Genomic DNA, 12,126 nt, shown 5'->3' with positions numbered 1-12,126 from the left:
CCGGGGGGGGGCGGGGGGGGGCGCGGGCCCGGGCCCCCCGGCCCTTGCACAAACGCCGGGGGGGGGGGGGGGGGGCGGGCGGGGGGGGGGGGGGGGGGGGTGCGGTGTTTGGCACTGGCCTCGATCGCCGGACGCCCCGAGGCTTCTAGGGGCGCGGGGAACTGCGCGAACGGCCCCCACCGGCCCGCAGCCGAACGAATCCCGACGGCCGGGAATGCGGGGCGCAGCCCCGTTTCAGGGGCGCGGGGAACTGCGCGAACGGCCCCCACCGGCCCGCGGGCGTACGAATCCCGACGGGCCGGGGGACGCGGGGCGCAGCCCCCGCCGGTCCGCGGGCGAGGGCGGAGGCTAAGCCGGAGTCACCGCCACCACAAGCCCCCGCTCCGCCGCAGGCGACACCGCCGCGGACACCCGTACCGCCGCCGCCCGAGCCAGCCGCCCCGTCCGTGACGCCGATGCCAGGAGCAAGGGCTGTAGGTGTTCGAGCCCGGAGACAAGAAACTCCTCGCCGGCGATCAGCACCGGCCGGACCGCGTTCGTCGTGGCCGCCGCCGCCTCCGTGAGGTCGGCGAGCGGCGGCAGCCCGGCCCGCACCACCCCCACCCCCGCCGCGGCCGCCCGCTCGGCCAGCGCCACCTGAAGCGGCAGCAACGGAGCCAGCGCCGAGGTCAACGCGTCTGCGATACGCCGGAGTTCGGGGGACGAGTCGCGCAACACGTCCGCCGCCGCCCGTATCACCGGCGTCAGAGCGAGCAGCGCCCCCGCCGCCACCCCGGCCACCGCGGGCAGCAACGGCGACCCCGCCTCCATCAAGTCCCCCAACGCGTCCGCCGCCTCCTGCACCGCGGGCTCCACCGCGTCGAGGATCGGCAGCAGGCTGTCCCCCAGCGCGGCCAGCAACGCCTGCGCGGGCCGGCTCACGGGATGCACCGCGAGCGGCGCCCCACTCGTCCCGAGCCGCGTCAGCGTGTCCACGATCCGGTAGAACGCCTCCTGCGCCTGCGGTGACGCACTCGCCTCCGCCAGCTCCGCCGTCGTCTCCCGGAGCACACGCAGCGCCTCCGCCCCCGACCCGTCCCGGGGGTCGAGGGTGTTGAGGGCGATTCTGGTGATGTTCCCGGCCGTGTCGAGGAGTTGGCCGGTGATGTCGGTCGTGCTGCGCGCCATGCGCAGCACGTCATCCCTGCTGGGGATGCTGGGGATGCTGGGAAGCGACGGAATCGGGGACATGAGCCCTCCTGGCCACGCACGGCATCTCGCCACCTGGACCCGCCCGCCGGCCTCCTGTGGCGTCCTATGGCCTCAGCATGCCCCCTCCGGACCGTCGGCGATGCCCCATCCGTGGCATCCATGGCGTCCAGGGGAGCCGCCGTGGCACCAACGCCCTCTTGTTGCGGAAGAGTCGAACAGGTACACCTCGCCCTACCGACCTGTACGCCCTACCGAACCGTGCCCTACCGACCTGTACGCCCTACCGACCCGTGCCCTACCGACCCGTACCGATCTCAGGCCCCCCACCGGAGGTACGACGCGTGCGCCTACCGAGACCCGTCCTGATCGCCACTGTCCTCACCGCCGCGACCGGATCGCTTCTCCTCGCCCCGCACAGCGCCACCGCGGACCGCAACCCCCCTGTCCGTGAAGGGGCCGGCCGTGAAGGGGCGGACCAGCCCCCGGTCGCCGCCATGGCCCCGGCGAACGCCGCCCGCAACGCCCTCACCGGCCCCGTCACCGACCTGTCCGACTCCGGCCTCGTCTCCCCCCGCCGTGGCTATCCGCGCGAGCAGGTCCTCTCCCCCGACCCGGAGAACCCGGCGGACAAGTCCATCAAGCTGGGCCTCACCCCGTACCACGCCATCGCCCCGAAGCTGAACGCCCTGCAAAGGCTCGGCGACCGTGTCAGCGTGGAGGTGGCGGGCCGCTCGGCCGGCGGTCACCGGCTGTACCTGGTCACCGTCACCGCGCCGGAGTCCGCGCGCCAGTCCCTCGCCCAGGCGAGGATGCGCGAGCTGATCGAGAACGCGCCGCAGGCCGCGGCGAAGGACCCGGCCGTCAAGGCGACGTACAAGACGCCGGTCTTCTTCAACAACAACATCCACGGCAACGAATGGGAGGGCACCGACGCCGCCCTCAAGCTCATCGAGCGGCTCGCGAGCGCGAAGGACGCGCGGACGACCGACCTCCTCGCCCACAACCGTCTCTACTTCAACATCACGGCGAACCCGGACGGCCGGATCGCGGGCACCCGCGCCAACGCCAACGGCTTCGATCTGAACCGGGACTTCATCACCGACTCGCAGCCCGAGGCGCGCGCGATCCGCCAGATCGCCATCGACAAGCAGCCGGCCGTGATGCTCGACCTGCACGGGTACGTCAACGGCACCCTGATCGAGCCGACGACCCCGCCGCACGGCGAGAACTACGAGTACGACCTGTTCCTCAAGAACACCTATGCCAACGCCCTCGGCATGGAGGCCGCCGTCAACGGCCTCGGCTACACCCCCGCGAAGGACGGTGTCGAGCCCGCCCAGATCCCCTTCCGCGACCAGCAGGAGGGCTGGGACGACTGGCCGCCGATCTTCACGCCCCAGTACCAGGCGTTCCACGGCGCGGTCGCCGCGCACACCGTGGAGATCCCGCTGCCGGTGAACAACTCGGAGTACGACACCCTGCCCGTGGCAGAACTCCGGCGCCGGTCCGCCATCAACGTGGACGTGGCCGGCGCGGCCATGCGCGCGACCCTGGCCTACGCCCAGAACCACCGCGCCTCGATCATCGCCGACCAGATCGAGGTCTTCCGGCGCGGCGCGACGGGCGCGGCCCAGGTACCGGTCTCGGCGGAAACGGTGCCGGGGGTACCGGGCATCGGTCCCGAGGACGTCTACACGACCGACTTCCCGCGTGCCTACGTGATCCCGGCGGGCGGCGCCCAGCGTTCGGCGACGGCCGCCGCCCGCCTCGTCGACCACCTCCTCGCCAACGACGTCCGCGTCGCTCGCGCGACCCGCGACTTCCAGCTGGCCGGACGGTCGTACGCGAAGGGCTCGTACGTCGTCGACCTGCACCAGCCCAAACGCGGTCTGGCCAATGTGATGCTGGCCGACGGGCGGGACATCAGTGACAAGGTGTCGGTGATGTACGACATCTCGGGCTGGAGCCTGGGCCGGTTGTGGGGTGCGACGGTCGTGCCCGTACGGAGCGGGGGGTTGTCCGCCGTGGCCGCCCGCCGGGTCGAAGCCGCCACGCATGTCGGGTACGTCGCCCCGCGCGGCGATCTGCGGCTGCGTCTCGACACCCCGCAGGAGATCGCCGCCCTCAACTCCCTTCTCGGGCAGGGGGTTTCGGTACGGCAGCTCGCGGACGGCAGTGTCGTCGTGCCGGGGTCGGCGCGGGCGCGGGCCGCCGCTCTCGCCCGTACGTACGACGTGGCCTTCGATGCGACGAAGGCGGCCGGGGACGGGCGGGGAACTCCCCTGCACCGCGTCCGCGTCGCCGCGGCCGTCACGCCGGGTGAGCTCTTCGCGCTGCGGGAGATGAACTTCGACGTCGTGCCGGTGTCGACGGCCGTCCTGAACGCGGGCTTCGACTGGTCCGCGGTGGAGGTGCTGTTCGTGTCGTCGGGGCTCGACCACGCCCGATTGAACGCGGGCGCGCGGGCGGCGCTGGACGCCTTCCTCCACACCCACGGTCTCGTCGGCCGCGGGGCCGTCGGAGCCGCGCTCAACTCGGCGGCCGGGCTGCTGGCGGTGCGGCCGGTGGAGGGCAACGGTGACGCCAACGGTGTGGTGCGGGTGGTGAATTCGGGCGGGCCGCTCACCGCGAACGCGCCCGACCACGGCTTCGTCTACGCGCCCGTCTGGTTCACCGATCTCGGCCCCGGGGTGCGCGTGGAGCAGGCGTACGGGCCGGGTGATCCGCTCGTCTCCGGGCACTGGCGCCCGCTGGCGGACGGGACGGGAGGGCCTACGGCCGCCGGCGGCCAGGCCGCTGTCGTCAGTGGTCCGCATGCCGTGCTCTTCGGTACGGAGCCGCTCTTCCGCGACCATCCGAAGGGGGAGTTCCCGCAGGTGGGAAGGGCACTGCTGACCGTCTCGTAGGACACTGCCGACCGTCTCCCACGACAGGGCGGAGGCCGCACCCCACGTCCTAGGGTGCGGCCTCCGCCGTGTACAACGAGCGCCGTCAGCCGAGCGTCACGGTGATGTTGCCGCGGGTCGCCTTCGAGTAGGGGCAGACCTGGTGGGCCTTTTCGAGAAGGTCCCGTGCGGTGGCCCCGTCGACGTTCGGGATCGTCGCGGAGATCTCCACGATGATCCCGAACCCGTCCTCGTTCTTGCCGATACCGACCTTCGCGGTGACCGTCGAACCGGAGACGTCGGCGTTCTCCTGGCGGGCGACGACGCCGAGGGCACCCTGGAAGCAGGCGCTGTACCCGGCGGCGAAGAGTTGCTCCGGATTGGTCCCGGCGCCGCTGCCGCCCATCTCCTTGGGCGGGTTCACGACGACGTCGAGCCTGCCGTCGTCGGTGGCGACCCGGCCGTCGCGGCCGTTCTCGGCGGTGGCGACGGCGGTGTAGAGGACATCGGTCTGCTGGATGGACATACGGTGCGTTCCTCCCTGGTCCGCCGCGACTCGCGCCCACGATCGCGACGGTTTCGGAAAGAAGTTACCGTATGCCGAAAGTCCAGCGACAGCCTCTCCGGAGAGCCGGAGGACCTGAGGACCTGAGGACCTGAGGGTCAGAGCTTGACGATCATCTTGCCGACGTTGTCGCCGCGCAGGACGCCGAAGAACGCCTCCAGGTTGTTCTCGATGCCCTCGAGGACCGTCTCGCTGTACTTCAGCTCGCCGGAGCGGACCCAGGCGCCGACCTCCTGCACGAACTGCTCCTGGAGGTCGTAGTGGTCGCCGACCAGGAAGCCCTGGATGCGGCCGCGGGTCTGGATGAGGCGGGCGAGGTTCTTCGGGCCGGGGACGGGCTCGGTGCTGTTGTAGACCGAGATCATGCCGCAGACGGCGATGCGGCCGTCCCGGTTGAGGGAGCCGATGGCCGCCTCCAGGTGGTCGCCGCCCACGTTGTCGAAGTACACGTCGACACCGTCGGGGGCGGCGGCGCGCAGCTGCTCGCTGACCGGCCCGTTCTTGTAGTTGAAGGCGGCGTCGAAGCCGTACTCCTCGACGAGCAGCTTGACCTTCTCGTCGGAGCCGGCGGAGCCGATGACGCGCGAGGCGCCCTTGAGCTTGGCGATCTGCCCGACCTGGCTGCCGACCGCACCGGCCGCACCCGACACGAAGACGGAGTCGCCCTCCTTGAAGGCGGCGGTGCGCAGGAGACCCGCGTAGGCGGTGAGTCCGGTCATGCCGAGGGCGCCGAGGTACGTAGACAGCGGCGCGGCCTGCGGGTCCACCTTGACGGCCTGCTTGGCGTCCACGACGGCGTACTCGCGCCAGCCGAAGAAGTGCAGGAGGTGGTCGCCGACCTCGATGCCCTCGGCGTTGGAGGCGATGACCTCACCGACCGCGCCGCCCTGCATGACCTTGCCCAGCTCGAAGGGGGCGACGTAGGACTTGGCGGCGCTCATGCGGCCGCGCATGTACGGGTCGACGGACACGTACGCGTTCCGTACGAGGACCTGGCCCTCCCCCGGCTGCGGGACCTCGGCCTCGACCAGGGCGAAGTCCTCGGGCTTCGGCCAGCCGACCGGGCGGCTGACCAGGTGCCATTCGCGGTTGACGGCGGGGAGCTGGGTCTCGGTCATGAGGGGGTGCCCTTCCTACGTGCATGCACGGATACGTGCGACTACGGCTCTAATACTTCAGTACCTGAAACAACCATGCTCCTCAATATTTCATGATGTCAAGCAACGGAGTAGCCTGGAGCCCATGGCCACGCAAAGAACAACCCGTATCGACCCGCTGACCCTTGAGGTCGTGGAACTCATCGGCACGGTCGTGGCCCGCTATCACGAGGAGTACGAGGAGGCTGCCGCCGAGCATGCGCTGACCGGGGCGCAGGCGCGACTTCTGAGCCTGCTCTCCCTGGAGCCGCTGCCGATGCGGCGGCTCGCCCAGAAGCTGAAGTGCGAGCCGTCGAACGTGACCGGGATCGTGGACCGGCTGGAGGCGCGGGGTCTGGTCGAGCGGCGCCCCGACCCGTCCGACCGCCGTGTGAAGCTGGCCGCGGCGACGGAGGAGGGCCGGCGTGTCGCACGCTCCCTCCGGGACGCCCTCAACTTCGCCCGCGAGCCCCTGGCGGGCCTCTCCACCGAGGAGCGCCTGTCCCTCCGGGACCTCCTGCAGAGAATGCTCACGCCGTAGTTTTCGGGTGCGAGCCAGTGGGGGCCGACCGCGCAGTTCCCCGCGCCCCTAAAAGCTCGGGGCGAAGCCCCGTCCGAGGGGCGCGGGGAGCTGCGCGAGCAACCCCACGCATCCGCAGCCGACAAACCCACGGAAAACCCCTACGTGCACCACCACAGGAAACGGTTGCACTGTGAAGGTGACGGCGACGGTGACGGCGCAGCCGAGGTCGGCGCGGCCGTCGGCTTGGGGGACGACTTCGGCGGAGTGGAGGACACGGGGCCGGACGTCGCGGACGGCACCACACCGGTACCCGCCGTGGCCGACTGCTCCTGCGTGCCCTTCTTCTTGTCGTCCTTGGACTTGTCATCCTTGGCGGACTTGGAAGCGGAGGGAGACGCCGACGCGTCCGGAGAGGCCGTCGCAGCCGACGTACCACCGGACGAACCCCCCGCGCCGGTGTTCGGCCGCGCCGTCCCGGCGTCCGAGGTCGCCGACCCGTCCGCCGACTCGCCCGCGGCCGCGGCCGGCTTCGGCAACAGCCCCGGCCCGTCTATGCCGAGCTCGGCGACGCTCAGCCCACCCGCCGCCAGCACGAACCCCGCGGCGACGAGCAGCACCCGACGCCGCCGACGACGGTGCGCCGCGGCCTTCCGGTCCCGCCGGCTCGCACCGCCGGGCCCCTCCGAGTCCCGGCCCCGGCCTCGCCCACGGTTCCGCCGCCGGGCAGCGGCCCGCCCGGACCGCTCCCCCTCGCCGTCGTCATCGTCGCCGTAATCCTCGTCGCCGTTGTCGCCCTCGTACAACGAGTCGACGCCGGCGTCGACCGCCCCAGCGCCCGTTCCGGCACGCATGTCGGTCTCCTCCGCATGCGTGCGGAGCTGTTCGGCGGAGGTGCCGCACCCCGGGCAGGCAAGGGCGCCATTGAGGTGCCGTCGGCACGGGTCGCAGTAGTCCATGACGCCGGAAGACTAAGTTCCGCACAGGTAACGTTCATAGTCACAGCTGTGAAAGTTATGTAGGGAACCGCCTGTTCCGGCGCGCCCCGCGCCCCGTTCGCACCATCGCGCGCGCGACGAGCCGAGGCATACCGGCAAAATCCGCCGCCGACCGTTCCGTTCGACCCATTGACACCTCCGGGGCCACGTCCTTACTGTCACGCCAGCATTTCGAACGTGTGACGAAATTTCGAACAGAGCCGCAAGAGCACAGGGGGCAACTGCCGTGCGCATCACGGGAATCAGCACACACGTGGTCGGGACGCCCTGGCGCAACCTGACCTACGTCCAGGTGCACACCGACGAGGGCCTGACCGGAGTCGGCGAGACCCGCATGCTGGGCCACACCGACGCACTGATCGGCTATCTGCGGGAGGCGGAGGCCAATCACATTCTCGGCTCCGACCCGTTCGCTGTCGAGGACCTCGTCCGACGGATGAAGTACGGCGACTACGGGCGCGCCGGCGAGATCGTGATGTCCGGCATCGCGGTCATCGAGATGGCCTGCTGGGACATCAAGGGCAAGGCCCTCGGCGTCCCCGTGTGGCAGCTGCTCGGCGGCAAGGTCACCGACAGGGTCAAGGCCTACGCCAATGGGTGGTACACGACCGAGCGAACTCCGGAGGCCTACCACAAGGCCGCCCAGGAGGTCGTGGCGCGCGGGTACAAGGCGCTGAAGATCGACCCCTTCGGGACCGGGCACTTCGAGCTCGACCACGAGGCGACGCTCTACTCCGTCTCGCTGATCGAGGCCGTGCGCGACGCGATCGGGCCCGAGGCCGAGTTGATGCTGGAGATGCACGGCCGGTTCTCCCCTTCCACCGCCGTCCGGCTCGCCCGCGAGCTCGCGCCCTTCAAGCCCGCGTGGCTGGAGGAGCCGGTCCCGCCGGAGAACCTGAAGGCCCTGGAGAAGGTCGCCGCCAAGGTGGACATCCCGGTCGCGACGGGTGAGCGCATCCACGACCGCATCGAGTTCCGCGAGCTCTTCGAGAGCCAGGCCGTGGACATCATCCAGCCCGACGTCGGCCACATCGGCGGCATCTGGGAGACGCGGAAGCTGGCCGCCACCGCCGAGGCGCACTACGTCCTCGTGGCGCCGCACAACGTCGGTGGCCCGGTCCTCACCGCCGCCTCCCTCCAAGTCGGCTTCACCTCCCCCAACTTCAAGATCCTCGAACACTTCAACGACTTCGCGGACGCGGAGATCAAGAAGGTCGTGAAGGGCGCCCCGCAGGTCGTCGACGGCTACTTCGAGCTGTCCCACGAGCCCGGTCTCGGCGTCGAGCTGGACGTCGACGCGGCGGCCGAGTTCCCGCAGCAGCAGGCCCGTTTCGACCTCTGGGCCGACGGCTGGGAACAGCGCAAGCCCAAGGGGACCGCGTGAGCACCGAGGTCGCGGTCGTCGTCGAGGCGCCGGGCGAGCACCGGCTGGTCGACCACGAGCCGGTGCGGCCGGGCGCCGGTGAGGCCCTGGTCCGGGTCCACGCCGTGGGTATTTGCGGCAGCGACCGCGAGGTCTACCAGGGCAACCGCCCTGACGGGTACGTCCGCTATCCGCTCACGCCCGGCCACGAGTGGTCGGGGACCGTCGAGGCGGTCGGGGCCGGGGTGCCGGAGTCGATCGTCGGACGCAAGGTCGTCGGTGAGGGCTTCCGCAACTGCCAGGTCTGCGACCGCTGCCACGCGGGTGAGACAACGTTGTGCACGGCGGGGTACGAGGAGACCGGGTTCACCCAGCCGGGCGCGATGGCGACCACGCTGACCCTCCCGGCCCGGCTGCTGCACGTGCTGCCGGACGACGCCGACCTGACGGCGGCGGCCCTCCTGGAGCCCGCCGCCTGCATCGCGGCCGCCGCGCTGAAGGCGAACGCCCGGCCCGGTGAGCGGGTCGCCGTGGTCGGGACCGGCACGCTCGGGATGTTCGCGATCCAGTTCCTGAAGGCGAACTCTCCGGCGGAGCTGCTCGTGGTCGGGACCCGGCCGGACCGGGCGGCGCTGTCGAAGGACTTCGGCGCCACCGACTTCCGTACGAAGGACCAGGAACTCCCCGACGACTTCGACGTCGTCATCGAGACCGCCGGGTCCGCGTCCGCCGCGCGCACCGCCGCCTCCCTGCTGAGGCGCGGCGGACGCCTGGTCCTCACGGGGATCCCGGCGCCGGGGGCGGAGGGGCTCGACCCCACCGATCTCGTCGTACGGCAACTGGAGGTGCACACCGTGTTCGGGGCGCCGCCGGCGGCCTGGGCGCACACCGTGCGGGTCTTCGGGGCGGGGCTGCTCAGCCCGTTGCCGCTGGTCACGCACGAGCTGCCGCTCGCCGAGTTCCCGGAGGCCATCGAGTTGGTGGGGTCCGGCGACCCCAAGGTCGGAAAGGTCCTGCTGAAGCCGTAGTCCCCCAAGCCGTACGCCGGTACGGAGTTACCTGACGGCTCCGTACCGGCGTACCACCCAGGCTCCGCGCGCCCAAGAACGCGAACCTCGTTCGAAATATCGAACAGACTGATACGCGCGCCACATCAGTACACGCACCACACGCATCACATCTGCACGCGCACCACATCTGTACGCGCCACCCTCGATCACGAAGGACAGCCAGTGACCGACGCCGCCCCTACGGCAGCCCGTCGACCCGGTGAGCAGGCGCTCGCCGCGCTCGGCCTGGGCGCGCCCGCCCTCTCTCCCGCCGACGCCTCGCCGCACACCTTCCCGGGGGGCGGCCGCTGGCGCACCGAGGTTCCCTCCGTGGAGGGGCCCGAGGCCCTGGCCGTGGTCCTCAAGGAGTCCTCGCGGCTCGACGTACCGATCCACCGGATCAGCCAGGGCAGCGGTGTCTGGATGCTGACCGACGCCGAGATCACCGAGATGGTCGAGGCCACCGGTGAACGGGACATCGAGCTCTGCCTGTTCACCGGACCGCGCGGCACCTGGGACATCGGCGGTTCGGTGCGCTCGGACTCGCGCGGCGGCGGCCCGCGGGCCCGCGGCCACGACGCGGTGGCCGGCTGTGTCGAAGACGCCGTCCGGGCAGCGGAGTTGGGTGTCAAGTGCTTCCTCGTCGCCGACGAGGGCGTGCTGTGGACCCTGCACCGGGCGCGCGAGGCGGGAATCATCCCGGCCGACACGACCCTCAAACTCTCGGCACTGGTGGGCCCGGTCAACCCGGCCTCGTACGCGGTGTACGAGAACCTCGGCGCGGACTCCATCAACGTGCCGAGCGATCTGACGCTCGATCATCTCACTGAGATACGGCGAGTTTCGGCCGCCCCGATGGACATGTACATCGAGGCTCCCGACGACCTCGGCGGCTATGTGCGGATGTACGAGGTCGCCGAGCTGATCCGGCGCGGCGCACCGCTGTACCTCAAGTTCGGCCTGTCCAAAGCCCCCGGAATCTACCCGTACGGGCACCACCTGAGGGACCTGACCCTGAACACCGCCAAGGAACGGGTGCGCCGCGGTCGGCTCGCCCTCGACCTGCTCGCGCGGCACGGAGCGGACGGCGACATGGCGCCGCTCGGATCCCGGCTGCCCGGAACTCTCACGCGTTTCAACACCACCTCATAACGTTCGCACAAACCCCCTTCACACAAGACGACACAGCCGCGCACAATCCCACACACCTCTACTCGGTCTTTCCCTCGCAACGCTCTCGGAGCATCCCCGTAACGCGAGACCGAGCCGGTCCAAGACATCAAGGATGATGATCATGCGTAACCGCAGAGCCGCTCTCACCGCCATCGCCGGCGCGGCCTCCCTCGCCCTCACCCTGACCGCCTGTGGCCAGAGCAGCGACGGCGGCAGCAAGGACTCCTCCAGCAGCTCCAAGGGCGGCACGATCGGCATCTCGATGCCGACCAAGTCCTCCGAGCGCTGGATCGCCGACGGCAAGAACGTGGTCAAGGACCTTGAGGCGAAGGGCTACAAGACCAAGCTGGCCTACGGCGAGGACGACCCGGACACGCAGGTCTCGCAGATCGAGAACATGATCACGCAGGGCGTGAAGGCCCTGATCATCGCGGCCATCGACAACAAGTCGATGAACAACGTGCTCCAGCAGGCCGCCGACGCGAAGATCCCGGTGATCTCCTACGACCGTCTGATCCTCGGCTCCAAGAACGTCGACTACTACGCGTCCTTCGACAACGAGAAGGTCGGCACGCTCCAGGGGACCTACATCCTGCAGAAGCTCGGTCTCGCGGACGGCTCCAAGAAGGGCCCGTTCAACATCGAGCTCTTCGCCGGCTCGAACGACGACAACAACACGAAGTACTTCTTCGGCGGCGCGATGAAGGCTCTGCAGCCGTACATCGACAAGAAGCAGCTCGTCGTCAAGTCCGGCCAGACCGCGCTGAACCAGGTCACCACCCTGCGCTGGGACGGCGGCACCGCCCAGAAGCGCATGGACGACATCCTGACCTCGTCGTACAAGAGCGCCCGGGTCGACGCCGTGCTCTCGCCCTACGACGGCATCTCCATCGGCATCCTCTCCTCGCTGAAGTCGGACGACTACGGCTCCAAGAACAAGCCGCTGCCGGTCGTCACCGGTCAGGACGCCGAGCTCGCCTCGGTGAAGTCGATCATCTCGGGTGAGCAGACGCAGACCGTCTACAAGGACATCCGCAAGCTGGCGCAGGTGGCCACGGACATGGTCGACGCGGCTCTCAACAACAAGAAGCCCGAGATCAACGACGACAAGACGTACGACAACGGCACCAAGGTCGTCCCCGCCTACCTGCTGCAGCCGGTCAGCGTCGACAAGACCAACTACGAGAAGGAACTCGTCGCCACCGGCTACTACAAGGACAGCGACCTCAAGTAACCGCCACCCCCT

Annotated in this window: 10 protein-coding genes; 6 read left to right on the top strand and 4 right to left on the bottom strand. The window is 70.2% G+C overall.

Annotated elements, in window-relative coordinates:
• Positions 1–348: 348 nt before the first annotated feature.
• Positions 349–1,230 (bottom strand): hypothetical protein, encoded by an 882-nt coding sequence (locus ACFVWD_RS42300; protein ID WP_389603251.1) that lies wholly within the window; start codon positions 1,228–1,230, stop codon positions 349–351.
• A 302-nt stretch (positions 1,231–1,532) separates the two neighbouring features.
• Here ACFVWD_RS42300 and ACFVWD_RS42295 point away from each other — a divergent pair, with 302 nt between their 5' ends.
• Positions 1,533–4,097 carry a M14 family zinc carboxypeptidase gene (locus tag ACFVWD_RS42295; protein WP_389603250.1) on the top strand — a complete coding sequence of 855 codons (2,565 nt, stop codon included), beginning with the start codon at positions 1,533–1,535 and terminating at the stop codon, positions 4,095–4,097.
• 85 nt (positions 4,098–4,182) lie between these two features.
• On the opposite strand, the gene ACFVWD_RS42290 is transcribed toward ACFVWD_RS42295, so the two are convergent.
• Both ACFVWD_RS42290 and ACFVWD_RS42285 read right to left on the bottom strand, forming a co-directional pair.
• Entirely contained in the window at positions 4,183–4,602 is a 420-nt protein-coding gene (locus tag ACFVWD_RS42290) for an organic hydroperoxide resistance protein (RefSeq protein WP_389603249.1), read from the bottom strand.
• 137 nt (positions 4,603–4,739) lie between these two features.
• A complete protein-coding gene (locus ACFVWD_RS42285) occupies positions 4,740–5,759 on the bottom strand; it encodes an NADP-dependent oxidoreductase (protein WP_389603248.1) in 1,020 nt (339 codons plus the stop codon).
• Positions 5,760–5,883: 124 nt separating this feature from the next.
• Here ACFVWD_RS42285 and ACFVWD_RS42280 point away from each other — a divergent pair, with 124 nt between their 5' ends.
• Entirely contained in the window at positions 5,884–6,318 is a 435-nt protein-coding gene (locus tag ACFVWD_RS42280; protein WP_384905305.1) for a MarR family winged helix-turn-helix transcriptional regulator, read from the top strand.
• Positions 6,319–6,458: 140 nt separating this feature from the next.
• Here ACFVWD_RS42280 and ACFVWD_RS42275 read toward each other — a convergent pair whose 3' ends face one another.
• Positions 6,459–7,151, bottom strand: coding sequence for a hypothetical protein (locus ACFVWD_RS42275; RefSeq protein WP_389603247.1), 693 nt, complete (start codon positions 7,149–7,151; stop codon positions 6,459–6,461).
• A gap of 370 nt (positions 7,152–7,521) precedes the next feature.
• On the opposite strand from ACFVWD_RS42275, the gene ACFVWD_RS42270 reads away from it, so the two are divergent.
• From ACFVWD_RS42270 to chvE, 4 genes are all read left to right on the top strand, one after another.
• Positions 7,522–8,679 (top strand): mandelate racemase/muconate lactonizing enzyme family protein, encoded by a 1,158-nt coding sequence (locus tag ACFVWD_RS42270; RefSeq protein ID WP_389603246.1) that lies wholly within the window; start codon positions 7,522–7,524, stop codon positions 8,677–8,679.
• Positions 8,676–9,686 carry a zinc-binding dehydrogenase gene (locus tag ACFVWD_RS42265; protein WP_389603245.1) on the top strand — a complete coding sequence of 337 codons (1,011 nt, stop codon included), beginning with the start codon at positions 8,676–8,678 and terminating at the stop codon, positions 9,684–9,686. The genes ACFVWD_RS42270 and ACFVWD_RS42265 overlap by 4 nt, the downstream gene beginning before the upstream one ends.
• Before the next feature lie 204 nt (positions 9,687–9,890).
• Positions 9,891–10,859: a hypothetical protein gene (locus ACFVWD_RS42260; RefSeq protein WP_389603244.1), complete on the top strand. Its 969-nt coding sequence runs from the start codon at positions 9,891–9,893 to the stop codon at positions 10,857–10,859.
• Positions 10,860–11,001: 142 nt separating this feature from the next.
• A complete protein-coding gene (chvE, locus tag ACFVWD_RS42255) occupies positions 11,002–12,114 on the top strand; it encodes a multiple monosaccharide ABC transporter substrate-binding protein (protein WP_389603243.1) in 1,113 nt (370 codons plus the stop codon).
• Positions 12,115–12,126: the final 12 nt, after the last annotated feature.

Source organism: Streptomyces sp. NPDC058086 (assembly GCF_042885015.1).
In the GTDB taxonomy this organism is placed as follows: domain Bacteria; phylum Actinomycetota; class Actinomycetes; order Streptomycetales; family Streptomycetaceae; genus Streptomyces.
The sequence above is the reverse complement of the archived record's forward strand: the minus strand, read 5'-3'. Positions and strand labels throughout refer to the sequence as shown.